We start from the raw sequence: 26,870 nt of genomic DNA, 5'->3' as shown, positions 1-26,870 counted from the left end.
GGACAACGCTGGTGATCGCAGCCGATCGCCCCAGCCATACGAGAGGTGCCTTACTGATGTCTAGAATCCGCCTGATGGCGGCGACGTCGACAGGATTGATACTGGTTGCCGGAGTCGTGCCGGCCGCGTTGGCGGCGCAGCCGGACCGCACCGGGACCGCCACCCGTCCCACCGCCGCGCCCGCGGCCCACTCCGCGACCGTACGTCTGGTGACCGGCGACCGGGTGACCGTGACAACGCTCCCCGACGGCCGGCACACCGCGTCGGTGCAGCCCGGCCCCGGACGCGAGCACATCCCGTTCCGGACGCTGGAGGGGGACGACAAGGCGCTGACCGTGATGCCGTTCGACGCCCAAGGGCTGGTGTCCGCAGGAACCCTGGACCGACGCCTCTTCGATGTGACGGCGCTGATCGCCGATGGCTACGACGAGGCCCACACCTCCGCGCTGCCACTGATCGTCTCCTCGCAGCCGGTGCCGACGCGCGCCGGGGCCAGAGTCACGGCGCAGGCGTCGAAGGCCGCCACGGCCACGGCCGACCGGCTCGTGGCACTCAAGGCTGCCGCGACCCCCTTCCGTGACCTGGAGAGCATCCACGCGCGATCGCTACGGATCGCCGACGACGACCTGGGCACGTTCTGGAAGACCCTGAACCGGGGCGGATCGTCGGACGCCACCCGCTCGGCAGTCACCCCGCGGATCTCACTGGACGGCAAGGTGAAGGCGCTGCTCGACCGCAGCACCGCGCAGATCAACGCCCCCACCGCGTGGAAGGCGGGCTACGAGGGCCAGGGCGTCAAGGTGGCCGTGCTGGACACCGGCGTTGACGCCGGCCACCCCGACCTCGCCGGGCGCATCTCGCAGGCCAGGGACTTCTCCGGCAGTGGGAACACCGGTGACCACTTCGGGCACGGCACGCACGTCGCCTCGATCGTCGGCGGCAGCGGTAGCGCGTCCAGCGGGACCCGCCGCGGTGTCGCCCCCAAGGCCGACCTGCTGATCGGCAAGGTGCTGGACGACAACGGCTACGGCGACGAGTCGGGCATCATCGCCGGCATGGAGTGGGCGACCGACGAGCGCGCCAAGGTCGTCAACATGAGTCTCGGTGCGCCCATCGAGACCGACGGCACCGACCCGCTGAGCGAGGCCGTCAACACCCTGACCGCCTCCACCGGAACGCTCTTCGTCGTCGCGGCCGGCAACGACGGCCCGGGACCGTCCACCGTCGGCACGCCGGGCGCGGCTGACTCCGCGCTTACGGTGGGGGCCGTCGACCGTGACGATTCCCTCGCCCCCTTCTCCAGCCGTGGCCCGCGCTTCGGCGACGGGGCGGTCAAGCCCGACGTGACGGCCCCCGGCGTCGGCATCGTCGCTGCCCGCGCGGCCGGCACCACCCTGGGCGACCCGGTCGACGCCGACTACGTCTCGCTGTCCGGGACCTCCATGGCCACCCCGCACGTCGCCGGCGCCGCCGCCCTGCTGGCCCAGCAGCACCCCGACTGGCAGGCGCAGCAGCTCAAGGACGCACTGACCAGCACCGCCCACATGGTCGCCGGCACCAAGGTGACCGAGCAGGGTGGCGGTCGCATCGATCTCGCCACAGCCATGGGCTCGGTCAGGGCCACCGGCTCCGTCACCCTCACCCCGCTGCACATCGGTGGCGCGGCAGGGCAGCAGCAGACCGCCACCGTTCGCTACACCAACACAGGCGATCAGCCGCTCACCCTCTCCCTCGAGGCCGGCCTGGCAACCGACACCGGCAGAGCACTCCCGCCCGGAGTGGTCAGCCTGGGCTCCAGCACCGTGCAACTGGCCGCCGGCGCCACCGCCGACGTGCCGCTGCGCGTCGATGCGACGAACGCCGTCCGCGGCAACTTCTACGGATACGTCACCGCGAAGTCCGCGGCCGGCGACGTGGTCGCGCACACCACGGTCTCCCTCGTGGTGCACGCCCCGCAGCACCGGCTGACCGTGGTCGTGCGGGACCGCAACGGCAAGGTCACGCCGGGCGTGCTGCCCAACATCTGGAGCCCCGCCGGCTGGGTGCCGTACGCCGACAGGGACAATGCGGTCGCCGTCGTGGAGGAAGGGACGTACTACCTCAACGCCGGTTTCTACGACCAGACGCCGGACGGTGACCAGGTGGGCGACATCGTCGTCCCCGAGGTCAAAGTCACCAAGGACATGACGGTGACGCTGGACGCCGCCGACGTCACGGAGGTGAAGATCCGCACGCCGCGCCCCGCCGAACAGCACGGCGTCATCAGCACCATGCTGTACCGCCAGATCGACGGTCACGGTCTGCTCCAGGGCGCCCTGTACTTCGACACCGTCAATCATCTCTACGTCAGCCCCACCGCTCCGGTCACCGACGGTGCCTTCGAGTACACCTCGCGCTGGCAGATGGTGGCCCCCCAACTGCAGGCGAAGATCGCCGGCAGCTCGCAGAAGTTCACTCCGAACTACGAGCCGTTCTCCCCGGTCTTCGGGGACAAGGGTGCACGGCTGACCGCCGTGGACGCCGGGTCTGTGACGGTGCCAGATCTCCGCAATGTACGCGGCAAGCTGGCTGTGGCCCGATACACCTGGCCCGAGGGCGACTACGCCGGGTTCTCGCGGCTCGCCGCTGAGGCGGGGGCGAAGGCGGTGCTCTTCGCCTGGGAGCCGGTCGGAGGTGCCGCCTGGACCCGGTGGCAACCGGACGGTGACCGCCTGGAGCTGCCGTCGATGCGGACCAACTGGAAGAACGGGGGCCCACTGCTGGATCGCATCAAGAAGGGCACCACGACGCTGGAGTTCTCCGGCACGGTTCGCAGCCCGTATCTGTACGACGTGATGCCGGTCTCGAAGGGCTCCATCCCTCAGCGGATGGTCTACATCGTCTCGGATCGCAACACCGCGCAGGTCCGTGCCACCTACACGCGCACCGGCGCCTCGACGTGGGCGAGCGAGCAACGGTTCGGATGGCGCAAGTACCAGGACACCGCGTGGAACCAGTACAGCCGCTACGTGCCGGTGGGTCAGGAACGCCTCGAGTACGTGAGCAGTGACGCGGACACGCTGTGGAGCCACACGGTGCACCACAACGTCGTCCCGAATCCCGACCTCGCCCTGGGCGCCGGGTCGCAGGACTCCCCGCACACCTACCGGCCCGGCCAGCGCGCCACGGAGCGATGGTTCGGAGCTGTGGTCCGCCCCTCGATCCCCCGCGGCTTCTCCTCGAAGTCGGTACGCAACGGCGACACCCTGTCGGTGTACGTGCCGGAGTTCACCGACTCCGGCCCCGGACACTGGTCGTTCTCCGAGCTGCCGGCCTTCGGCGGCGGCATCGGCGACGGCGTCGGCGGCGAGGGCGGCGCAGGCACGGCCACGGCGGACAACAGCAGGCTCGACACGGTGCCCGACACCGCCAAAGCGGTGCTGTACCGCAATGGCAAGCAGATCGCGGTGTCCGACCTGGGCGCCTGGGGCAATTTGGAGGTCCCCCCGGGCAAGGCCACATACAAACTGGATCTGACGACGACACGCGAATCGGACGACTGGCAATTCGCCACCGACACGCGCACGTCGTGGACGTTCCGCTCCGACACCGTGGCACGCCCGACCATGCTGCCGCTGCTCCAGCTCGACTACGACGTACCGGTCGACGTCAAGAACGCGGTGGACCGGGCACGCACCCACAAGGTCGGCTTCAACGTTCGCATGCAGGACGGGATGCCCGCCCCGCGATGGGTGAAGATGAAGGTCGAGGCGTCCTACGAGGACGGGAAGAACTGGACAACGGTGCACGCGACGCAACGCGGCAAGCGCGGGCAGTTCATCGCCGACCTGCAGCGACCGTCGTACATACACGGCGACGCTTACGTGACACTGCGGGTGACCGCGACGGACAGGGAAGGCAACGGCATCCAGCAGACCGTGGTCCGCGCGTTCCTGCAGCGCGGCCCCAAGTGAGTCGCCGGCAGCCACCGGTGACGTGAACCGCCCCGGCGCAAGAGGCGGGTGCCAGGGCCTTCGGGCCCTGGCACCCGCCTCTTCGTCCGGCAGCGCCCAGGACGCCCGGCGAGATCACTGTCCGTAAGGCCGGGCGCGACGCCAGTCAGCAAGTGGTCAGCACAGATTCTGAGAAACTCCCGCCACGCTGACATCCTGATGCCGGTGCTCGCAGCCCGTCGGACCTACAGCAGCGAGACGTGGTGGCGCTGTCCTGGACCTTCGCCGACGGGCGAGGTATCAGATGGCGCAGGCGGTATGACGGCATCGGGGGTTGCTGCAGTGGTGCCGGAGCTCGTGCTCGGCCGGGAGGCTGAGCGCCCGCACCGCGGGCCCCCTCGAAGTGTGTGCAGAGGTCGGCGGAAGCCTCACCATGCTCCCTGACGGTGCGTCAGGACAGTCGGCATTGGGTTCAGCATCAGTCCTGAAAAACCTGCTGACCCTGCCCGGACATGCGACTCGTAGTACTCTGGCCGCACCGCCCTTGACCTGCAAAAACGCAGGCAGGGAGCCTAGTCGACGGAGTGCCCGGGTCAGGGGCATCATGTGCCCCCTTCAGGTCAGCACGCGTCCCGGACGTGTCCCGCTTGCTGACCTGTGACCTGCAGTGCGGCGCCTGGGCATGATTCTTGGGCTGGAGCGGATGGCGCGTCACATGGCCCGACGGCAGGCGGTCCCTGTCCGACTCAGGCCACGGGGGCGGCGCAGCGCAGCACGCAGGAAGTGCAACGTGCCGTGTGTCGGGAAGGGAAAGAGGTCACGCAGCCGGGACTGAGCATGGCTGTGGTGGTCGGGCTCCGACGCCACCGAAACCACCGTCGACCTGCTCTGGCAGGCATTCCTGCGACGCTTCGACATCGAACACACCTTCCTTCTCCCGTCGGCAACATCTGGGCGTCCTACTCTCACCGTCGGCGAGCCTCCGAATGCCGGCCCCTCGGAACTGGTCGCTACGAGCGAGCGGGGTCGCCCACGAGGATTCCCCAGGAACACGCGGTGGGCCTACTCGTTGCCGCCGACGGACCGTACCGGCGCCAGCGGCACCTCCACCTCGCGCCAGGGGTGCATCTCCACCGGGCCGATCAGTCCTGAGACGACCTTCTCACCGCGGGTATTGGCGCCCGTGTTGGTCACCCGAACACGCACGGTATTGCGTCCCGGGCGCAGCGCCTCGGTGATGTCGATGCGGTAGGGGGGCCACAGCCGCGAGCCCAGCGGTTGGCCGTTGACGACGATGTGGGCCATCTCCCGGACCGTACCCAAATCCAGCGTCCAGCGTCGGCCGGCCAGGGTGGCCGCATCGACTTCGACGGTCTTCTCGTAGTCGGCCGACCCTGAGTGCCGGGCGTCGAGCTCGGTCCAGGAGCCCAGCGGCCGTGTGAGGCTCTCGGCCCCGTCCCGGTCGAGGCGGATGGTCCAGTCCCCGTCGAGGGCGACCGGAGAGAGCGTGTCGGTCACCTCGGCGCTTCCCTTGAAGCGGCGGTGGCCGTCGGTCGCGGTCACCGTGACCGTACCGGGCAGCTCCGCCCGGACCGTCGCCAAGGCGCTGCCTCGGTCCGCTCTGCGTATGTGCTGTACGGGCGCGGAAGCCGACTCCGCGTGGAGGGGTTCGCGGGATTCGGCCCGCACGACGACGAGCAGGGTGGCCTTCGACTCGATGCGCAGTTCCACGGCTGTTCCCGCGGCGCGTTGGCCGGGGAAGGGAGCGGAGCGCCATACGCCCGCCGGTGCGGTGCTTCCGGTGTCCGGGTCCCAGAGCTCCGGCACTCCGGACGCCGGGAGCGTGAGGGTGGTTTCCACCGTCTTCTCCGCTTCGTTGGCCACGACGAACGCGGTGTCCCGGCCGTGCTGGAGCCGCATCACCCGTACGTCGGCTGTGTGCGGGGAAAGCGACGCGGCGGCCGCGCCGGCGGACACCACCGCGGTGGCCGCCGCCGTCGCGTCGGATACGCGGTGGACCGACTGCTCATATGCGAACAGGCGGCGCAGGGCTGTGCGCAGGGCCGTGTGGTCGCCGCCTGCCTCCCGTTCGGGTGGGGCCCCGACGGCCACCACCGTGCCTCCGCCCCGCGCGAAACGCCGCAGTGTCTCGACCGTGCCCAGAGCCAGGGTGTGGGTGGGAGGAAGCACCACCACACGGTATTCCTGTCGGCCGACGACCAGTCGCGGCCCTTCGGGCCGCGCGGTCGCCCGAAGCGCGGGGTCGTCGTCGAGGGCGCCCTCGTCGAGGAGGTCGAAGTCGACTTGACGGTCCTCCAACGCGTGGACAGCGGCGGTGAAATCCCGGTCGAGCTGTTCGACGGCGGCTGTGTCCTGCGAGCCCTCGGCGGCTCGCTGAGGTTGCACCAGCGCCGTGCGCGGGCGCGCCGGGGCCCGACAGGCTTCCATCAGCCGACCGATCCACTCGTTCAGTGGCGCCGACTTGTCCCACCAGGGGTTCACCGGCTGGAACGGCGGCGGGTAGGCGATCTGCTTCTCGTCGCTGAAACTGGCGTGCAGGAGCGTGTGGTTGACGCCGCGCACCGCGAACGCACCGACGACCGCACGGGTCAGAGCCGGGGTGACCGGCCAGCCGGTGCCTCCCATCGCCTCCAAGTAGACACGTTCCTTGCCCAGTTGGTGGGCGGCGCTGGCGGCCCACCGCGGCAGGGTGCGGTGATAACCGCGCTGATAGTGGTCGAAGATGAGGTCCGTGCCCGGAACCTGTGCCCACTGGTGGCTGGTGTTCAGGTTGCCGGAGCTGCGCACCTGCTCCGCCGGGCCGTACTCGTCCCACAGCGGGTTGGAGATGAAGCGCAGGTCCCGCTTGTCCATCCACTCGCCCTGGCGGCGGTAGTACGCGGCGGAGAACCGGTTCGACACCGCACGCCAGAACGCCCCGCGCAGCTGTTCGCCCTCAGCGCCGAGGTCGGTGTGGACCGCCGACAGCGCGGGCCCCGGCCGCACACCGAGCCGGTGAAGTTCCTTGTTCAGAGACGGTGACCAGGGGACCGTGTTCAGGTGCGCGTCTGCCGATGCGAGGAAGGGCTCGTCGTCGGCGAAGCCGCGCAGCACCCCGCCGATCGCCCACGGGAACCGGCGGACGTACTCGCCGGGGACGGTGTCGAGGAACAGGTCGACCGCCTTGTCGTCCAGCAGGTCCAGGTAGTGGTGGCCGACTCCCGGACCTTGGGCGAGGTCCCGCAGCGGGAACAGCTCGACCCGCCACTTGCCGGGCGGCGCCTTCCACGTGTCCCCGGCGCGGGCGGCGTCGGTGAGGTCCACCAGGTCGTCCAGGGACGTCGACGTCGAACCCTGGGGCCGGGCGGTCGCCGCGACCAGTGGGGCGGGCTTGGGCAGAGCGAAGGTCTCCAGGGCATCGGAGGCGTCGAACTCCTCGCGGTACAGCTCCGCGCCGTCGGCGTCGCGCACCGACAGGGCGTTCCATGCGGAGCGCTGGTCCGCGGTGGCCCGGACGCCGACCTTGCCGGAGGTGAAGACGGCGTCATCGAGGTGGGGCAGGTCGGTCCCGTCCAGGGAGATCTGCACGCGGGCGCCGCGCAGCACAACCGCCAGGCTGTGGTCCTTGGAAGGGTCGAAGCCACTCACGGGTGAGCCTTCGCGGGCGTTCTCGAACCGTCCTTCCCGCTGGCGCCACACATCGATACCGCCGTCCGCGCGCAGATCGACCAGCAGGCCGTTGGCTTCGTCGGCGCTGCGCACCATCAGCCCCGCGGTGCCCTTCTCGATGCGAACGGTGGCGTGCACGTCGTAGTCCCGCCAGTCGGATCCGTCGCGCAGCAGGGTGACGCCGTCTCGCGCCTGGGCGTCCACCAGGAGCCGGCCGTCGGTGACCGACAGACCGCGGGCGACGAGGGGCACGCTGGCACCTCCAGCAACGTCCAGGTGCGTGAACCCGACGCCCTTCAGGCCATGTTCCGGTCGCGGCGGCAGTTCACGGCCCCCCACTCGGCCGCCGCCGACGACCAGTCCGCCCGCCCTGCCGCTCGGGAAGTGGCCGTCGTTGAACAGCCACAGGTGCATGTGGTGGCGCTCTGCCTCGCGGAGGGTGAACTCGATGATCGAGAACCACTCCTCGCTGAAGAACACCGGGCGCAACTGCTCGGTCTCGAAAGGGAAGACGAGCACTTCGTGGATCCCCTTGTCCCGCATGTCGGCAAGCTGCGCGCGGACGAGGTCGGTGGTCACGGTGCCGTTCCAGTACCACAGGATGGTGGGTCTGCTGTCGGGGCGCGGGTCGGCGAACCAGTCCGTCCGAAACGCTCCGGCGGCCGTCGCCGATGCGGTGGCCGCCGAAGCGGTGCCGGTGAGAGGGATGCTCGCGGCCAGTGCGGCTGCGCCTGCCAGCGCGAGTACCGACCGGCGAGAAAGTGGGGGGCCGTCCGCCGTGGTCACGATCCGTACGGCTGGAGTGTCGTTCAATGTCGCTCCTCGGAGAAGAGGGTGGCCGGCATGCGGAGGGCTCCAGTAGCAGACGTCCGGCAGCGGTAGGGCCCGGTGCGGGGCGAGGGCACATCAGGGCAGTGAGAGGCAGCACGACCCGGGCTCTTGAAACGTTTTACAAGACCTGAACCCTAGGACCGCGCATCATCAGCGTCAACGGGTACGGCGGTGTCCACCCGCTGCAGCCGATCCGGCCGAGGGGGCGCTGGTCCGGGTCCAATAGGGTGTGCAGCTGTACGGTTGGGAGAAGGTGGGTTGGCGGCATGACGAAGAAAGCCGGCGGGTCGACCTCCGCGCGGCGGACAGCCCGGATTCAGGACGTCGCCGCCCTGGCCGGAGTGTCGGTGGCCACGGTGTCGAACGTGCTCAATCGTCCCGGACGTGTCACCGCCCAGACGTCGGAGCGCGTGTTGCGAGCCGTACGAGAGCTGGACTACGTGGCCCACCCGGGGGCGGTCGGCCTGCGCAGCGGCCGGGTACGCGCGCTGGGTCTGGTGGTGCCCGACATCGTCAACTCCTTCTACGCGCGGATCGCGGGCAGCGCAGCCGACGCCGCCTACGAGCGCGGTTACTCACTGACCTTGTGCCACAGTGGCGACGATCCCGAGCGTGAGCAGTCGTACTTCGACATGCTCGCCAACCAGCGGTCCGCCGGCGTGATCGTCGTCCCGGTGGCCGCCGACCCCGGCCGCCTTGCCCGGCTGCGTCGGCGCGGCATTCCGCTGGTCACCACCGACCGCGCGGGTTCCACCGCGGACGGTTGCTCGGTCGCCGTGGACGACGTACGAGGGGGCCGCACTGCCGTCGAGCAACTCCTCGCGCACCGTGGCGGGCAATCCGGCGGTGCGACGGTCGTGGTGGTCAACGGCAGCCGGGACATCCAGCAGTGTGCCGACCGCTACCGGGGCGCCGAGGAGGCGGTCCGGGACCGGCCGGGAGTCCGGCTGGTGGAGGTCACCGTGCAGGAGATGACGCTCGCCACCGGAGCGGCCGTGGCCCGCACGCTCGCCACGGCGCCCGAACCGCCCGTCGGTGTGTTCTGCACCAACGACTTCCTGGCGGCAGGGCTGGTCCGCGGGCTACTTGAGTACGGCGTACAGGTGCCGGCGGACATCCGTGTGGCCGGGTTCGGCGACCTGGACGTGGCCATGCTGTCGGGGTTGCCGCTCACCACCGTCCGCCAGTCCGTCGAGGATCTGGGCCGCACTGCCGTCGAGCTGCTCCTCGACGAGGTGGAGGCGCCCCCGGGCGAACATACCCATGCCTCCCGGGTGTTCGCCCCCACCCTCGTCGTCCGCGACTCCGCTCCCTGACCAGGTCGCGCGCCGCGGGCACGCCCGGCGCCTGCCGTTTCCTGAGCCGTTCGGCTTCGTCGAGCGTATCGCGGTAGGCCAGCGCCAGGCTGTCCAGGACACAACGCACCAGCGCCGCCTGCCCGTACGCCAGTTCGGTGCCGCGCTCCCGGTAGACCTCCCGGATACGCGCGGGCATGTCACCCGGCGGCAGGAACCGCGGGTCGCCGCAGTCGACGACGGGACCGCCGGCGGGCAGCGCACCGGCGGCGGCCAGCAGTGCGTCCAAGTCGGCCGGGCCAATGACCTGCTGGCGATCGGCGCGGTGAACGCGGCGACGCGGCTGGGCGTTGCCGTTCCGGACGACCTGACGATCGTCGGCTATGACGACATCGACTTCGACTTCGACTTCGACGAGACCGCAGGCGTCGCCCTCACCACGGTGCGCCGGCCCGCTCGTGCGATCGGCAGGCAGGCTGCCGAAATCCTGCTGCGCGAGGTCACGGACGGGGCGGCGCCGACCGAGCCGGTGTTCAAGCCCGAGCTGGTGATCCGCCCTTCGAGCCTGCCGGTGAGGGCCGGCGTCACCGGGACCACGGCCGGACTGTAGTCCCGCAGCACGGCAGGGCGCCCAGGCATCCTGCACCGACCCTTGACGCCTCACCGTGTGCGCCTTACGGTCCTCTGAGCCCGCGATTGAAACGTTTTACAACTTCGTATTCCCCTGGCAGTAAGTCCTGAAGGAGCCGAACCGTGACCACGGAGACCCCCGCACCGGCTGAAGCGGGGCTTCCCCGCACGATCCCGCGCAAGACCCGGATCGGCCTCGTCGCCGGCGGACTCGGCGCGTACTGGCCTCAGTTCCCGGGCCTTCTGGAGCAACTGCAGCACTCGGCCCGCGAAGTCAGCGAACGGTTCTCCGGCATGGGATGCGAGGTCGTCGACGTCGGCTTCGTATCCGACCCGCAGGAGGCTGCCCACGCCGCCGACAAGCTGCGCACCGCCGACTGCGACCTGATCGTCACGTTCCTCACGACCTACCTGACTGCTTCCATGGTCCTGCCGGTTGCCCAGCGCAGCCAGGCTCCAGTGCTGCTCATCGATCTGCAGCCGACCGCGTCGATGGACCACGCCACGTTCGACACCGGCAAGTGGCTCGCCTACTGCGGCCAGTGCCCGCTGCCTGAGATCGCCAACGTCTTCCGCCGGGCTCGTATCCCCTTCCGGTCGGTCTCCGGCCATCTGCAGGACGAAAACGCCTGGATCCGCATCGAGCGCTGGATCCGCGCCGCCGGTGTGCGCGCCGCTATGCGGCACGGACGGCACGGCCTGATGGGGCACCTCTACCCCGGCATGCTCGATGTCTCCACCGACCTCACCCTCGTCTCGGCCCAATTCGGCTCGCACGTGGAGGTCCTCGAAGTCGACGACCTGCGGGTCCGCGTCGCCGAGATCACCGAGCAGCAGGTCGACGAGCGCGTCGCCCTGGCCCGTGACGTGTTCACGCTCGACACATCCGTCGACGAGGAGGACTTGCGCTGGGGCGCCAAGGTCTCAGTCGGTTTGGACCGCCTGGTCGACGACTTCGCCCTTGACTCCCTCGCCTACTACCACCGCGGCCTCGACGGTGAACTCCACGAACGCCTGGGGGCGGGGATGATCCTCGGTGCCTCACTGCTCACCGCGCGCGGCATCCCCGTGGCCGGTGAGTACGAGCTGCGCACCAGCCTGGCCATGCTCATGGCCGACCGGCTCGGTGCGGGCGGCTCGTTCACCGAACTCCAGGCACTGAACTTCGACGACGGCGTCGTCGAGATGGGCCACGACGGTCCCGCCCACCTCGCCATCAGCAGCGCCGACCCGTTGCTGCGCGGCCTCGGCGTCTACCACGGCAAGCGCGGCTGGGGCGTGAGCGTGGAGTTCGACGTACGACACGGCCCCGTCACCACGTTCGGACTCGGACAGGACGCGGACGGCACCTACATGGTGATCGCCTCGGAGGGCGAGGTCGTTCCCGGCCCGCTGCTGGAGATTGGCAACACCACCTCCCGCGTGGACTTCGGCTGCGATCCCGGCGAATGGACCGACGCCTGGAGTGCGTCGGGCATCGGCCACCACTGGGCCCTGTGCGTCGGACACCGCGCCAAGGATCTCCAGGCCGTCGCCGATCTGCTCGGATTGCCGTTCGTCCGGGTCACCGTCTGACGGCCGAGCAGGTACGACGCCGACGCTTCCGAGTGAGTCCGGCAATTCTGCTGCTTCTGATCTGACCTCCGGGAGGAATGACATGACGAAGACCACGCAATTTCGAAGGCGGCTGGCCGGGCTCGGGCTGCCCCTCATTCTGGCGCTCTCCGCGACGCAGGCGACCTATGCAGCTCCAGTTGATTGGGGCAAGCCCAGTGCGGGGCCCGGCGAAAGCACAGTCACCTTGGTGAACCAGGACGCCGACGGGAACCCCGCCATCCGATTCGACGTCAACGGCAACGCCATCGACGCCCACGACGGCCAGATCCAGCGCTTCGGCGATACCTACTACCTCTACGGCACCAGCTACGGCTGCGGGTACGAGTGGAACACCCCTGGGGCTCCTTTCTGCGGCTTCGTCTCCTACAGCTCGCCCGACCTGGTGCACTGGACTCCGCGCGGCCCGCTGTTCGACGCCTCCACGAAGACCTGGCAGAAGCAGTGCGACGGCGGCACCTACGGCTGCTACCGCCCCCACGTCGTGTTCAACAAGAAGACCCGGAAGTACGTGCTCTGGATCAATTCCTACGACAACGGCGTCGGCTACCACGTTTTCACCTCCGACCACCCGACCCACGGGTTCAAGGAGATGGACGTGCCGGACCTCGCGGCCCCCGAAGGTGCGCCCGGCGGCGTGAACTACGGCGATCAGCACGTCTTCGTCGACCACGACGGGACCGCCTACCTCTCATTCACCGACTGGACCCGGGGCGGCGACATCATCGTCGAGCGCCTTGACGACACATACACAACAGGCACCGGCGACTGGACCCGAACGAATCTACGCTCGACCGAGGCCCCGACGATCTTCGAGCGTGGGGGCACCTACTACCTCACCTACTCCGACCCCAACCGTGGGTACGCGACCACCGGCACCGGCTACGTCACGGCGCCCACGCCGCTCGGGCCGTGGTCGGGGACGGGCACCAGCCGCGACGCCTGGTCGGTCTCCGACGGGATGCTGAACATCGAGGGTGGTGACATTGGTCTGAGCCGCGGGGGCGAGGCCTGGCGGGACTACTCCTTCGAGGCCAAGGTCACGCCGCAGCGGGCTGAGAAGGGCGACTACGCGCAGGTCGGTCTCGTCGTGCGCGGATCAGCCGCGGGCAGTTACCAGTGGCTCATCGGCAACTACCCCCACGACGGAGCGACCGGTGGCAACCTCACCAAGTTGGTGCCGGGCAAGCCGGCTACGACCGAGAAGCTGCCCATGCCGATCGTCACCGGCCAGTCCTACGATGTGAAGATCACCGTCAAGGGCTCGCGAATCGAGACCCGGATCGATGGCCAACTGGTAGACACCACCGAGGACACCACGAGCGACCACGGTCGCGTTGGATTCCGCGAGAGCCAGGGCGACGGCGAGAAGGCGCGCATCGACGACGTCACCGTCACCGCGGCTGACGGAACGGTGCTGCTGTCCGATGACCTCTCCGGCGGGCTGGAAAAGTGGGACCGCCCGGCGTCGACCATCACCGGGACCAACATCACCACGACCTCGTGCGGTGGTCAGCCGACGGACGTCCTGCCGCTCAAGACCGGTTCCGGCACTATGTACCTCTACCAGTCGGACGTGTGGATGAATGCGAAGGCGAACGAGGCGCTCGCCAAGCACTACTGGCAGCCCCTGGAGTTCAACGGGGACGGCTCCATCCGGCCCATCGAGTGCGGCCGGTCCTACGACGTAACCGTGCCGGTCCGCCCTTATAGCGCGCAGAAGCGACCCCACGCGGTGGAGACCGGAGACGCCGGCTATCGCACCCACTGGGACGTCGCGGGTGGTCTCGAACGCGCGCAGGAGATCACGTTGCCGGGCGCCGGGCGACTGCGGGCGGTGCGCTTCACCACCTTCCAGTCCGGGCACCCGAACGCGCCGCTCGTCCTCGACCTGCGCCGCACCGGGGCCGACGGCGGTGGCGCCACCGTGGCCTCCGTGGAAATCCCCGCCGATGAGGTCTCATGGGCCGCGCAATGGGCCGAGTTGAAGCTCGATCGGCCGTTGCAGGTCCACGCCGGTGACCGATTCGCGCTGGTGGTTCGGTCCGCTACGACACAGGGCGCCTACGGCATCGCCTACAGCGACACTACGCCCTACGAGGGGGGTCGGGCCCTGATCAGCCACGACGGTGGCGAGAACTGGACCGCGGAGCCCGGCCGTGTGCTGCACGTCGAGGCCGACGTCTCGTGATGGCGCGCCACTGAGACGGGGGCCCCTGAAAACGTCAGGCCGGAGCGCTGGTGTCGATCTTGCTCAGGTCGCATAGCCGGGTACTGCTCACACGCCGTTCCCACGCCCTTGCTGGGGGCCGGGCGGCCGCCAGCCCCAGCCCTGGCCGACGGCGTGGCTGGGGCTGGTTGCCTCGCACATGATGCGGTGTCCGGAGAGCAGCGGGGTCCCTTGCCCCAGGCTGGCGCGGTGCTGGCGGGTGTTGATGGCGACCTGTTGACGACTGGTTCCAGCCGCCGGGACGCCGGCAGCCGGGTCCGTACCCGCTTCCGCTCTCAGGGCCGAAGTGGTCCGTGCGTCGCCGGCCTGCTCGGTTCGTACCGAGCCTCCGGCTCGCGAGTTCCACATTGCCGAGGGGCCTCGGGCAGACGGCAGGCAGCACTTCTGGGACGGTCGAGCGTCGACCGGGCGATGGCCGAACGGACTGTGTTCCATGAACCTGGGCGATGCCGGTTCCCGACAGGTGGGTGACGCGTGGACGCAGGTCGTCAGTGTGTGTGGAGGGGGCTCCCGCATGCCTGATGGCCCATCAGGTAAGTCGGCGTTCGCTCAGCATGAGTCGCCGGGCATTCCCGGAGGATTGCATGAACAGGCGTCGGTGACGGCATGAAAGCCCAGGTGAGGGCTCGTATCGCCTGACCGGGGCGATGTTCCTCACAAACATCGTTCGGCGCGTGCCGGTGTACAGTCGATACCGCCCTTGACCTGCAAGAAGCGGGCAGGGAGCCGTCTCAGAGGAGTCCAAAGTGCTGCGTACGATGTTCAAGTCCAAGATTCACCGGGCCACCGTCACCCAGGCCGACCTGCACTACGTGGGTTCCGTGACCATCGATGCCGATTTGATGGACGCCGCCGACCTGCTTCCGGGCGAGCTGGTGCATATCGTGGACATAGACAACGGTTCGCGGCTCGAGACCTACGTCATCGAGGGGGAGCGCGGCTCGGGCGTCATCGGGATCAACGGCGCCGCCGCCCACCTCGTGCACCCCGGTGACCTGGTCATCCTCATCAGCTACGCCCAGGTCGACGACGCCGAGGCGCGTGCGCTGGTGCCGAGTGTCGTGCATGTGGACGCCCGGAACCGCATCATCGAACTGGGCGCCGACGCGTCGGCGCCGGTGCCGGGCACAGGCACCGAGCGCAGTCCGCACGCCGTTCCCGCACGGAGCTGACCCGCCCCGCGCGCAGCAGCGAGGAGCACCCGCCATGGCAGCACAGCATGCCGCAGTCGACATCCGGGACGACCGGGAGAGCGGGAAACTGGTGGCCTACCTCGATGGTGCCGCCGCCGGGGTCGTCGCGTACTTCGTGATGGACGCCGGGCCCGGTGCCCTCGTGGCCGTGCACACCGTCGTGGAGCCGGAACACGAGGGCCGAGGCATCGCCGGTGCCCTCGTGCGTGAGTTCTACTCGATGGCGGCCCGTGAAGGGGTGCCCGTCGTGCCGCTCTGCCCCTACGCCGCCGAATGGGCCCGGCGCCACCCCGATCAGGCTCCGCAGGTCTCCGAGGAGCTCGTGCGGAGCGCCGGGCTACAGCTCGGAGCGCACCCGGAGCTGTTCTGAGGCAGCCGGCCGGGCACAGTCCGACGTCGTGTACGTGTGGACTCGGCAGGCGAGGGCAGCCGCACGGGGAGACGGTGGAGAGGAGATCCACTCGTCCTGTCCGATGCACTTGGAGGCACGACATGACGCACCCGTATCCCGATCCCGTACCGCCCGGGCCGACGCCCCCGCCCGTGCCTGGGCCGCCCACACCGGTCCCTTCCCCGCCGCCGGTGCCGCCGGGCCCGGTCCCGCCCGGTCCCGCGCCGGACCCGATCCCGCAGCCGCCGGGCCCCAATCCCGACCCGGTGCCCGAACCGGAGCCCTCGCCCCAGCCCGCGGGCTAGCCCGCCCGGGGGTCCTCGGGCGGCCCGAAGAGCGCGGTCAGCGCCTCGGCGTGCCCCAGGCCGCTCTCCGCCGCCACCGAGTCCAGGGACTGCGCGTCGCGCACCGGCGCGAAGCGCAGGGCGCCGGGTTCCCCGGCGAAGCCGTACACGGCCGGCCGGGGGAGACTGTTGTACGCCCACGGGGTGGAGAAGTAGTACGCCCCCGTGTCGTAGAGCGCCACGAAGTCGCCCTCCCGGAGTTCCGGCAGTTCCCGGGCGTGGGCCACCACGTCCCCGGCGAAGCAGCACGGTCCCGCGATGTCCTGGACCATCACCGGACCGTTCCGGGGGTGGCCCTCCGCGTCGAACGCGCCGACCCTGAGCGGCCAGGCGTCGGGCATCAGGACGGTCCGGGTGGCGATCTGCGCTCCCGCGTGGGTGAGCGCGACACGGCGCCCGCCCGCGTCCTTCGTGTACTCCACGCGGGCGCCGATGAAGCCGTTCTTGGCGAGCAGGGACCTGCCGAACTCGGTGACCAGGTCGTACCGCCCGTCGAAGAGCCCGGGAACGGCCGTGCGGAGCGCCGCGACGTACTCGGCGAACAGCGGCCGGGTCTCGTCGTCGTCGAAGTTGACGGGCAGCCCGCCCCCGATGTCGATCCCGGTGATCCGGCGCGTGCCCAGCCCGCCGTTGATCTCCTCGGCCAGGGCGTACGTCTCGGCGATCCCCGCCGCGATGAGCTCCAGGGGGCACCCCTGGGATCCGACGTGGGCGTGCAGCCGGGTCAGCCAGGGCCGCTCGGTGAACGTGCGCACGACCTGCTCGCGGGCGCCGGGGTCGCGCAGTGCCACGCCGAACTTCGACGTCGGCGTCGCCGTGCTCATGGCACCGATGGAACCGCCCCCGACCTGAGGATTCACCCGCAGCCCGAGGACGGAGGCCGAGCCGGAGGAGCGGAGCCCGTCGATGCGGCGGATCTCGCCGAAGCTGTCCGCGTTCACCGCGACCCCGAGAGCCAGAGCCAGCCGCAGTTCGTCGCGGGTCTTCGCGGGCGAGTCGAGGACGATCCGTTCGGGAGGGAAACCGGCCTCGAACGCAAGCCGCAGTTCGCCCGGCCCGGCCACCTCGCACCCCATGCCGCAGTCGGCGAGCAGCCGCAGCACGGGGATCAAGGAGGCGGCCTTGGCGGCGAAGGTGTGCAGCACGCGCACGCGAGGCTCCGCCGCGAACGCCTCCCGCAACGAGGCGACCGAGGCGCGCACCCCGTCCGCGTCGAGGAAGCCCGCGAGGGGCCGCGTCTCACCGAGCATCCCCTCCGCGACGGCCAGGCGTAGGGCCTCGGCGAACCTCGCCGAGCGCTGTGCGTGGACAGCGCCCCGGGCCGGCGCGGGGTGCGGCGGCGTACGGCGGGTCTCGTCCATGGGAGCCTCCCGGGTCGGCCTGCGTGCTCAGGCGATGAGCGGGACGACTGCCTCCGGGGTCAGCATCCGGAAGGTGAACGCCTGTTGGAAGTAGAGACGGATGTTCCTCGCGTCGTGATCCAGATATCCGATGGAGAGGTCCTGGCCCAGGCACAGTTCGAAGTCACCGCCCCGGGTGGACAGCAGCACACCGCCCGACACGGCGGGCGCCCACAGGATCGGGTCCTCCAGGATCCGGGCCAGGTGGGTCGCCACCGGGTAACCGTGGTCGGAGGTCTCGGTCGCCTCGGTGAACGCCTCGGCGCCGAGCAGCAGCCGGTACGGTCCGTCGACGCCGGCGAGCCGCAGCCTGGTCAGCGCCTGGCTCACCGTGGCCGGGTAGTCGCGAGCGTCCGCGGGCAACGGCAGCGGGCTGTGCGAGGAACCGTCGCGCAGTCCGGTGATACCCGCGGCCGCGTACCCGTCGATGACGGCCATGTCCTCGGCGAACGCGCAGGTCCGCGCACCGTCCTTGACGGGCTGCCAGTCACTGTCCTCGGAGCCGCGTTCGACGTCGTCGACGGCCGCCCTGGAGACGGTGAACGGCACCCGCCACTCGATGACCGGGGTCGCGGTGCGGGCGTGGGCGATCACATCGGGGGTGGGCGGGTCGATGTCGCGCAGGTGCCCGTCACCGACGGCCGAGAACTCCGGCCCCTGCGGATCGGTCACGTCCACGACCCGGCGGGCCGCGACATGCCGGCTGAACGTGCGCCGGGCCTCCTCCTCGATCTGAACCCAGGCGGCTTCGGTGACGGGGGCGAGTTCACGGTGGAGGTTGTTCATCACGGGGCGCTTTCTTGCAGGCTGCCGATGCGCAGCGAACCGTCCCGCACCACCGTCGGGTCCACGGGCCGTGACTCGGCGGTCTGCGGCTCGGGAGCGGCCGCGGCCGCCGTGGGTGAGGGCGGTGGGGGAGGGGCGTCGAGGAAGTCGGCGCTGGGGGCGTGGAAGAGGGTGCCGGTGACGGCGGTCGAGAAGTCGAGAATGCGGTCGTGGGTACCTGGTGGGCTGCCCAGGAACATGTTGCGGAGCATCTGTTCGGTGACGCCCGGGTCGGCGGCGTATCCGATGAAGTACGTCCCGAACTCGCCCTGTTCGAAGCTGCCGAAGGGCATGTTGGCGCGCAGGATGTCGTGTTCGGTGCCGTCGGCGTCCGTGATGGTGTTCAGGGCGACGTGCGAATCAGCCGGTTTGACGTCGTCGGCGAGCTCGATGTCGGAGAACTTGGTGCGTCCGATGATCCGTTCCTGCTCCTCCGTGCTGATCCGGTTCCATCCGGGCAGGTCGTGGATGTACTTCTGCACGACGACATAACTGCCCCCTTCGAAGTCGGGGTCCTCGGGTCCGACGACGGCCGCCATCCGGGCGTCGTCGCCCACCGGGTTCTCCGTACCGTCGACGAAGCCGAGCAGGTCGCGATGGTCGAAGTAGCGGAAGCCGTGGACCTCGTCGACGACCTTCACGGCGCCCCGGAGCCGGTCGAGGAGGTGCGAGGCCCACTCGTAGCAGACGTCCATCCGCTCCGCCCGTACGTGGAACAGCAGATCACCCGGCGTGGCCGGTGCACGGTGCAGCGGACCCCGCAACTCCTGGAACGGGTGGAGATGGGCCGGCCTCGGACCGGCGAAGAGGCGGTCCCAGGCGTCCGAGCCGAAGCCCGTCACACACGCGAGGCCCGCGCTCGGAACCCGGAAGCCGACCGACCGGGCGAACGCCGCGAGGTCCGGCAGGACGTCCCGTACGGCCGGCTCGCCGCCCGGCTCGATCGTCGCGACCAGGACCAGTGCGGCGCTGGTCAGCGGTGCGACGACGGGCTGGACCGCGACGGGGTCCGGTACTGCCTGGGACATGCGCGCACTCCGTGGGTGGTGGACGGGACTCCCTGCCACTTATCCACACCACGGCTCCCGCCGCATCCCACGCCGGTCCGGCCGGGCGACGCCCCCCCCTGCGGTTCGTGCCCTCCCGTCGGCGTACGGGGCCGCCGCGCGGACGGGATCACGTCCTTCCGGATCCGTCCGACGGCTGGTGCGGCACCCCCTGGGCGGACGGTTCGCGGAGCCTGGGGAGCAGGTGCCCGCCGATGCGTGCGATCTCCTGCTTGTGGGGGGTGTCGGACAGGACGAAGTGGGTGACCCCGAGCTTGCGGTAGTTCACCAGCGCGGCGGCCACCTCGTCCGGGGAGCCCACCAGCCAGGTGGCCGCTGCTCCGCCGCCACCGAACCTGCCGGGGGTGGTGTAGAGGCAGGTGTCGAGCACCTCGCCCCGGGCGGCGAGGCCGAGGAGCCGCTGCTGCCCGATCGCGTCCCGCTGGTTCGGGGCCCAGTGGACCCCGTCCGTGCGGGCCATCTCCGCCACTTTCGCCTCCGCCGCCCGCCACGCCTCCTCGGCGGAGTCACGCACCAGTGTGGTGATCCGCAGACCGAACTCCAGCGGTCGGTGACGGCGGCCGACGTGCTCGCTCAACGCCTTCAGCCGGTCGACGCGTTCGGCGATCCCGTCGAGGGGCTCACCCCAGAAGAGCTGGACGTCCGCCTCGGCCGCCGACACGCGTTCGGCGGCCGGGGACGCGCCGCCGAAGTAGAGCGTGGGGTGGTGCCGGTCGCCGTTCACGTAGGGGCGCGGTGCCACGGTGGAGGCGGTGACCTGGAAGTACTCACCGGTGTACGTGACGTTCTCCTCCGTCCACAGGCGCCGCAGCAGATGCATGAACTCCTCGGTGCGGGCGTAGCGCGCCGCGGGATCGACGTTGGTGTCGCCGTACGCACCCAGGTTGTCCTGTCCGCTGACGATGTTGAGGAGGACGCGCCCCCGGCTCAGCTGGTCGAGGGTGGCCGCCGCACCGGCGAGCTGCGCGGGCTGCCAGTAGCCCGGGCGGACCGCGATCAACGGTTCGAACGCCGTGGTCCGGGCCGCCAGGGCGGTGGCGACGGTGAAGGTGTCCGGCCGTCCCCACCCGGTGCCGATCAGGGCACCGCTCCAGCCGTGCGCCTCCGCCGCGCGGGCGAGGTCGGTGGAGTACTCGACGGACCCCCAGCCGGACGCCGTGTGATCGCCGCGGTGACCCGGCTCGACGGTGTTGGGGACGTACCAGAGGAACTTCGGGCTCGTCGTGTCTTCCGATCACTGATCGCCCGGACCGGGAGCGACGGACCGGGCCGTTGGTGCCGAGGAGGCAGGGGGCGGTTCCTGCCCGTGCCCGGACCGCTGCGCGGGGAGGCGTTGCCGTACCGCGTCCGGTCAGGGACGGCGGCATACGGGGCTGGACGCGCCGCGCGACCAGCCGGCGGCCGGCACGTCGGCGTGAACGGTCAGGACGCGACCGTGAAGCGGACGGGCGGAGGCGCGTGGAGGGGTGGGGTGAAGGTCAACACCCGGCGCCGAAGGCGCGGACGAGGTCGGGACAGCGCTCGCTGGGAAGGGGCTGAACCTCGGTCATGCGGTCGAGTCTCGGTGTGATCGTCCGGATTGTCAACGAACCCCGGGGCCCTCGGGGGACGCTGCGGCCGGCTGAACCGTGGTGGCCGTCTCGACGAGGAAGCCGCCGGACTGGTGGTGCCAGAGTTTGGCGTAGGCGCCGTCGGTGAGCAGCAGTTCATGGTGCGTGCCCTCCTCGACGATGCTGCCGTGGTCGAGGACGATGAGGTGGTCCATCGCCGCGACCGTGCTCAGCCGGTGGGCGACCACCAGTGCGGTCCGGCCCTCCATGAGCTGCCACAGGGCCTGCTGGACGAGGGTCTCGCTCTCCGAGTCCAGCGCGCTCGTCGCCTCGTCCAGCAGCAGGACGGGAGCGTCACGCAGGATCGCCCTGGCGAGAGCGACGCGCTGGCGCTGCCCGCCGGACAGCTTGACGCCGCGCTCCCCGACCATCGTGTCGAAGCCCTGGGGGAGCTGATCGGCGAACTCGGTGACGTGCGCCGCGTCGGCAGCGGCCCGGATCTCCGCGTCGGTGGCTCCCGGACGTGCGAACAGGATGTTCTCGCGCAGCGTGCGGTGGAACATCGCCGGTTCCTGGGGTACGTACGCGATCAGGCTCCGCAGGTCTGACTGGCGCATCCGGCTGATGTCCTGACCCCCGATCAGGATGCGGCCCGACTGGACGTCGGCCATGCGCAGGAGCAGCCGCGTGAGCGTGGTCTTGCCGCCGCCGGAGCGTCCGACGAGGCCGAGCCTCGTGCCACTGGGTACGTCCAGGTCGAGCCCCTCGAAGATCGGCCGGCTCCCCGTGTGTGCGAAGCCGACGTGCTCGAAGCGAACGTCGGCGGATCCCGGACGGACCGCCTCGGGGACCGGCGGATCGAGCACGGTGGGCGGTTCGACGAGCAGCTCGGTGAACTGCGCGGCCTCCGTCATCGAGCTTTCGAGCCGACGGTAGATCTGGTTGAACTCGAACATGATGCGCGTCGAACCGGTGTAGTAGGTGAACGCGACCACGATCGCCTCCACGCTTCCCCCGCCCGCTCCGAAGGAGACGGCGAGGAGCAGGCCGAGACCGTTCGTCAGCACCGACATGGGGGCGACCAGCGTGTCGATACGGAGGTTGCCGTAGTCCCACGAGCGCAGTGTCAGTCTGCGTGACTCCGCGACCCGGGACCGGTGTTCGGCGGCTTCCCGCTCCTCGGCGGCGAACGCGCGCACGGTGTCCATGTTCATCAGGGCGTCGGACACGTGCCCCGAGACCCGTGCGATGGCCTCCTCGCGTTCGTTGACCAGTTGCTGACGACGACGGATGAGAGGTGCGGCGCAGAACGCTGTCAGGACGATCATCGTCAGCAGGCCGGCGACCAGCAGAGGGTCGTAGTGCCAGAGGATCACCGTGCCGAACAGCAGCGGGGCCAGGCTCCCCACGACGTTGAAGGTCAGCGTATCGACGAACTCCTCGAAGCGGGCGGCGAAACTCAGCACCCGCTTGGTCAGCGAGCCGGCGAAGTTGTCCTGGTAGAACGACGCGTCCTTGGCGAACAGTGCGTCCATGCCGGTGACGTACAGGTGCTCGATGCCGCGGGCGTCGACCCGGTTCAGGCAGTGCAGACCCAGCCTCCACAGGGTCTCCGCGAGGAGCAGGACCCCGGCGAACACACCGACGTAGGGGAGCGCGTCGTGCAACCCGATGGCCCCGTCCTCCGCGATCCGGCCCACCAGCTTGGCGACGACCAGCGGAGCGAGGTAGGTGATCCCGATGTTGCCCAGTGCGGGGAGCAGGAGAGCCGGAAGGGACAGGTTTCGTTGGCGGGACAGTTCGTTCAGGTAGTGGCGGAGTGCGAGCCGGACCGGGCCCCTGTCCGGTCCGGTGCCTTGTGCGTGCTGCGATCCCATGCCGACCTCGTGTCGTTGCGCGGGCAGTTGCGCCGGGCCCCGCCACGGTGGCCGGCCTCCGCCCCGGGGCGCAGCGAACCACCGGGCACATCCGCGCATGGTGCGTGCGCGGCGAGGTGTCCGGGGCAGAGAGTCTTCCGTGACCGTGCGTCCGGCGTCCAAGTGTTTTCGGGGTGCACCGGTGGGTTTCGGCCTCGTTACCCGCGAGCCCCCGCACCACCCCGTGCGCCGCGCCCCGGCGTGTCCGCGCGGGGTCCTCGCGTGCCATGGAACGCCCCCGGCGCTCGCTCCGGTCCCACGGGGCACGCCGGGAGCGTACGGGTGCGCCGGGAGCGCTGACGGCCGCGCGGAGGGCGGAGGGCCCGGAGCCGCCTCCCGCAGCGGCTGCAGGGGTTCAGGCCCGGAAAAGGTCTGTCGGGGGCGTGCTGCGCCCCAGGGGTGTCAGGACCCGGCCTGCCGTGTCCGAGGGTCCGGCCCCGTCCTAACCGAACAGATCCTCCTCCTCGGGGATCAGATGCATGGCGGCTTCCTCCGCCGAGGCCGCGGCGCCGTCGATCCCCACGTCCTGCGCGGTGAGTGTGGAGGCCACGTGCCCGTCACCCTCCTGCGTGAGGCGGCCCGCCCGGTCGGTCCCGACTTCGAGGTCGTAGGGCTCCCCGTCTCCGTCCTCGAGATCACCGATGCCGTCCCCTGTGTCCGAGGTTTCCGGAACCTCCCTGTTCAAGCGGCTGTCGAGGGACTCGCCCGACTGCTGTTCCGCGGCCGTCGTGCCCTTGTCGTCGACCGCCCAGGGCCGCTCGGGCGGGGAGTACCCCTCGTCCAGGACGTCGGTGATCCCGGAGGTGTCCAGGGTGTCCTCCACGTCCAGCAGGTCATCGGGGTCCGAGGCCTCCGGCTCCTGCGGCTGGTAGACGTCGTCCCCCCGGTCGCTGACGGTCATGGCGTGCCCCTTCCTCCGGGTGCCCCTCTACGTCATTCCACTCCGGTCGGGCGGGAGGCGCAACGGAAGCAGTTTCCCCACGCGGATGACGCTGTTTCGGATGACAACGAAAACGATTGCCGATGACGTGAGTGGCGCCGGGCCGGGCGGCGAGTCGGCCGGGAGCGGCCGGCCGGCCCTGAAGCGGAATCCCGTACCCCCTTACGGCCGTACACTCGGCCACATGAGTCGCACCGCCGTCAGTGGGAAGTGCCTGCACCAGGCCGCCCCCGGTGTGCTCGCAAGCCGCCGTACCGCCCTTCACGGGCACGGCTAGCGACTTACCGAGGTTCACCTCACCCCGGCCACCCCGCCCCGCCCGTCCGCCGTGCCCTGCGCCCTCCTCGCGCGCACCGCGTCGACGTCGTACCCGCCTTACGTCACCACCGCAGCTCGGCGTACCGCCGTTGCCGCGCTCCGGCGACGGCCGCATCACGGCCCGAGCCACCCTCGAAGGGACCATCGTGAAGCTGAGCGAGCTGTTGGCCGGACAGAACCACCGCATCCTTCAGGGCGACCCCGGGGAAACGCACATCACGGCGGGAACCGCCTTCGACGCGGACCGGGCAGTGCCGGGGTCGCTGTTCATCGCGGTGCCCGGCCACCTGGAAGGCGGTCCGGGCACGGTCGCCCCCGTCCTGGCCCGCGGCGCGGCGGCGGTCATCGTGGAGGACGGCTACGAGCTGCCGGGTACGGTGGAAGGTGCCTGTGTCGTGCAGGTGCCGGACGTCCGGTCGACAGCCGCCGTCGTCACGTCCCGCTACTTCGGCGAACCGGGGCGGCGCATGGACGTGGTGGCTGTCACGGGCACCAACGGGAAGACGTCGGTCTCGTACATGGTCGAGTCCGTGCTGCGCATCTCGCAAGGCGTGAGGGCCGGAGTCATCGGGACCGCCGGGAGCCGGATCGGCGACGAACTGATCCCCATGCCCCGCACGGTGCTGACGACCCCCGAGTCCCCGGACCTCCAGTACCTCCTGGGGTGCATGCGAGACCGTGAGGTCGGCACCGTGGTACTCGAGGCCACATCGATGGGCCTGCTGACCCACCGGGTCGACCGCACCTTCGTCGACGTGGGGGTCTTCACGAACCTGAGCCAGGACCACCTGGACGACCACGGCACGATGGACAACTACCGTGATGCCAAACTCCGCCTCTTCCAGGGGCTCTGCCGGCACGCCGTGGTCAACGCCGACGACCCGGTGGGGGCTCGTATCGCGACGATGATGCCAGGTGCGGTGGCCACGTACGCCCTCGACGCCGAGGCCGACTACCGTGCCACCGATCTGGTCGTGGACGCCTCGGGAACCCGTTTCACGCTCCACCACGCCGGCCGTAAGTACCCCGCCGCCATCCCGGCCCCCGGCAGGTTCTCCGTCGCCAACGCCCTGGCCACGGTGGCTGCCTGCCACTTCCTCGGGCACGATCTGGCCGGGCTGGTCTCCGCGCTCGAACGCATGCCGCAGATCCCGGGCCGCTTCGAACGCGTCACGACCACCGGCGGTACTTCGGTGATCGTGGACTACGCGCACTCCCCGGACTCCCTGGACAAGGTGCTCGGCACCATCCGCGGCTTCGCCCGTGCCAAGGTCATCACCGTCTTCGGCTGCGGCGGGGACAGGGACACCACGAAGCGGGCCGAGATGGGCACGATCGCCGGGACGTACTCGGACCTGTGCGTCCTGACCTCTGACAATCCACGCAACGAGGACCCCGAGGCGATCCTGGACCAGGTCGCACCGGGCATCGAGGGGACGGGCACGCCGTACGAACGCCTGGCGGACCGCCGCCGGGCCATCGGCTTCGCGCTCTCGGTGGCGGGCCCGGAGGACGTCGTCCTGATCGCCGGGAAGGGCAGCGAGCCCTACCAGATCGTCGGTGACACCCTGCTGCCCTTCAGCGACATGGCCACCGTGCGGGAACTCGCCACCGTCACGCCGGCTCCGCCTCACCCGTCCCTGCGGTAGGTGCGTGTGGAGTACGGCCGGCGGGCCGAGAACGGCGGATCCTGCGTCCACTCACAGGCCCGGTGCCCGGCTCACTCCGGCCACGGCGAATCGAGGATGGCGCGGACGAAGTCACCGCGCTCGAAGCCGGGGACGTAGTGCTGGAGTACGTCGGCCTTGACGTTGCCGAAGGTCGTCTCCGGCCGGGGCCGGATGCCGTCGGTGAACGCCGCGAGGATCCGCCGCTTGAAGTCCGGCCGGGGGTGGAGTGCCACGATCGCGGCGCGGTCGGCGTCGGAGACCTCTCCGTAGCCGAGGCCGAGGACGTCGTACTCCACACCGGCGCTCACGAGGGCGACCTCCGGCTCCATGAAGGCGGGGATCCCGGGAGTGGTGTGGAGGGCGATGGCCGTCCACACCCGTCGCACACTGTCCTCGGGAACGCTGTGGGACCGGAGGAAGCGGCGTGCCTCGTCCGCGCTGTCCACCTCGAAGCGCCGGCCGCTGGAGCGGAAGCGCTCACCGAGGCCGAGGTCGTGGAACAGGGCGGCGACGTACAGTAGTTCAGGGTCGAAGGAGAGGTCCCGCTCGCGCCCTCGCAGGGCGCCGAACAGATAGACGCGGTGCGAGTGGTGGTAGACGAGGTCGTCGGTCGTGTCCCGCACCAGCTCGGTCGCCTCGATCGCGAGCTTCGTATCGGGTGCGTGTACGCCGGCTACCGGAGGCGGATCGGTCGGCATGGTGTCACCGGGCTTCCTGTGCGAATGATCCGGACTCTCCCAGGATCGGCGACGGGCACGCCGCGCCCCGGCCGACAGGCCGCACGCCGCCCGGCGGATCCACCTCGCGGGTGCGGGCGGAGACGACCTGCTCCCCGTGCTCGTGTGGATCCATGGTGGCGCGTACGTGTTCGGCTCCACCGCGGATCCTGGCCGACCACGGGGTCGTGGCCGTCACGCTCAACCACCGCCCCGGGTTCGAGGGTTCCGGGCACGTCCTGGCACCCGCGGATGACTGGGGGCGTCCTTCGTGCACCCTGGAGCGCCGCGGGACTTCCGCTGCTCTCGCCCTGAGCGCCCGCCCGAGGGGCAGAAGGC

At 70.3% G+C, this 26,870-nt stretch carries 15 protein-coding genes and 1 pseudogene; 8 read left to right on the top strand and 8 right to left on the bottom strand.

All coding sequences use genetic code 11. The features are described 5' to 3' along the window. Positions 1-56 precede the first annotated feature (56 nt). On the top strand, positions 57-3,953 hold the full coding sequence (locus tag OG206_RS03700) for a S8 family serine peptidase (protein ID WP_327112109.1): 3,897 nt from the start codon (positions 57-59) through the stop codon (positions 3,951-3,953). A 1,041-nt stretch (positions 3,954-4,994) separates the two neighbouring features. Here OG206_RS03700 and OG206_RS03695 read toward each other — a convergent pair. Further along, complete coding sequence (locus OG206_RS03695; RefSeq protein ID WP_327112107.1) at positions 4,995-8,414, bottom strand: glycosyl hydrolase; 3,420 nt, start codon at positions 8,412-8,414, stop codon at positions 4,995-4,997. Positions 8,415-8,698: 284 nt separating this feature from the next. On the opposite strand from OG206_RS03695, the gene OG206_RS03690 reads away from it, so the two are divergent. The 6 genes from OG206_RS03690 (at position 8,699) to OG206_RS03665 (ending at position 15,764) form a co-directional block, all read left to right on the top strand. After that, entirely contained in the window at positions 8,699-9,748 is a 1,050-nt protein-coding gene (locus OG206_RS03690; protein WP_327112105.1) for a LacI family DNA-binding transcriptional regulator, read from the top strand. After that, complete coding sequence (locus tag OG206_RS03685) at positions 9,696-10,337, top strand: substrate-binding domain-containing protein (protein ID WP_327112103.1); 642 nt, start codon at positions 9,696-9,698, stop codon at positions 10,335-10,337. The genes OG206_RS03690 and OG206_RS03685 overlap by 53 nt, the downstream gene beginning before the upstream one ends. A 143-nt stretch (positions 10,338-10,480) precedes the next feature. Next, on the top strand, positions 10,481-11,932 hold the full coding sequence (locus OG206_RS03680; protein WP_327112101.1) for an L-fucose/L-arabinose isomerase family protein: 1,452 nt from the start codon (positions 10,481-10,483) through the stop codon (positions 11,930-11,932). 82 nt (positions 11,933-12,014) lie between these two features. Continuing rightward, the gene (locus tag OG206_RS03675) at positions 12,015-14,162 is read left to right on the top strand and encodes a family 43 glycosylhydrolase (protein ID WP_327112099.1); all 2,148 of its coding nucleotides are present in this window, start codon (positions 12,015-12,017) and stop codon (positions 14,160-14,162) included. A gap of 785 nt (positions 14,163-14,947) precedes the next feature. Further along, complete coding sequence (panD, locus tag OG206_RS03670; protein ID WP_327112097.1) at positions 14,948-15,373, top strand: aspartate 1-decarboxylase; 426 nt, start codon at positions 14,948-14,950, stop codon at positions 15,371-15,373. A 34-nt stretch (positions 15,374-15,407) separates the two neighbouring features. Next, the gene (locus OG206_RS03665; RefSeq protein ID WP_327112096.1) at positions 15,408-15,764 is read left to right on the top strand and encodes a GNAT family N-acetyltransferase; all 357 of its coding nucleotides are present in this window, start codon (positions 15,408-15,410) and stop codon (positions 15,762-15,764) included. 322 nt (positions 15,765-16,086) lie between these two features. Here the strand turns inward: OG206_RS03665 and OG206_RS03660 are convergent, their stop codons facing one another. The 6 genes and pseudogenes from OG206_RS03660 to OG206_RS03635 form a co-directional block, all read right to left on the bottom strand. Next, a complete protein-coding gene (locus tag OG206_RS03660; protein WP_442805936.1) occupies positions 16,087-17,379 on the bottom strand; it encodes a diaminopimelate decarboxylase in 1,293 nt (430 codons plus the stop codon). A gap of 138 nt (positions 17,380-17,517) precedes the next feature. Further along, complete coding sequence (locus OG206_RS03655) at positions 17,518-18,315, bottom strand: family 1 encapsulin nanocompartment shell protein (protein WP_327112092.1); 798 nt, start codon at positions 18,313-18,315, stop codon at positions 17,518-17,520. After that, positions 18,315-19,382, bottom strand: a complete 1,068-nt coding sequence (locus OG206_RS03650; protein WP_327112090.1) for a Dyp-type peroxidase — start codon at positions 19,380-19,382, stop codon at positions 18,315-18,317. The genes OG206_RS03655 and OG206_RS03650 overlap by 1 nt, the downstream gene beginning before the upstream one ends. Before the next feature lie 148 nt (positions 19,383-19,530). Further along, a pseudogene (locus OG206_RS03645) lies at positions 19,531-20,583 on the bottom strand (LLM class flavin-dependent oxidoreductase); the annotation flags it as partial. 420 nt (positions 20,584-21,003) lie between these two features. Continuing rightward, positions 21,004-22,848: an ABC transporter ATP-binding protein gene (locus tag OG206_RS03640; protein WP_327112088.1), complete on the bottom strand. Its 1,845-nt coding sequence runs from the start codon at positions 22,846-22,848 to the stop codon at positions 21,004-21,006. Between the two features lie 481 nt (positions 22,849-23,329). Continuing rightward, a complete protein-coding gene (locus OG206_RS03635) occupies positions 23,330-23,788 on the bottom strand; it encodes a DUF5709 domain-containing protein (RefSeq protein ID WP_327112086.1) in 459 nt (152 codons plus the stop codon). Between the two features lie 503 nt (positions 23,789-24,291). On the opposite strand from OG206_RS03635, the gene OG206_RS03630 reads away from it, so the two are divergent. Then, positions 24,292-25,794 (top strand): UDP-N-acetylmuramoyl-L-alanyl-D-glutamate--2,6-diaminopimelate ligase, encoded by a 1,503-nt coding sequence (locus OG206_RS03630; RefSeq protein WP_327112084.1) that lies wholly within the window; start codon positions 24,292-24,294, stop codon positions 25,792-25,794. 71 nt (positions 25,795-25,865) lie between these two features. Here the strand turns inward: OG206_RS03630 and OG206_RS03625 are convergent, their stop codons facing one another. Beyond that, positions 25,866-26,513: an HD domain-containing protein gene (locus tag OG206_RS03625; RefSeq protein ID WP_327112081.1), complete on the bottom strand. Its 648-nt coding sequence runs from the start codon at positions 26,511-26,513 to the stop codon at positions 25,866-25,868. Positions 26,514-26,870 lie beyond the last annotated feature (357 nt).

It is taken from the genome of Streptomyces sp. NBC_01341, assembly GCF_035946055.1.
In the GTDB taxonomy this organism is placed as follows: Bacteria; Actinomycetota; Actinomycetes; order Streptomycetales; family Streptomycetaceae; genus Streptomyces.
The sequence above is the reverse complement of the archived record's forward strand: the minus strand, read 5'-3'. Positions and strand labels throughout refer to the sequence as shown.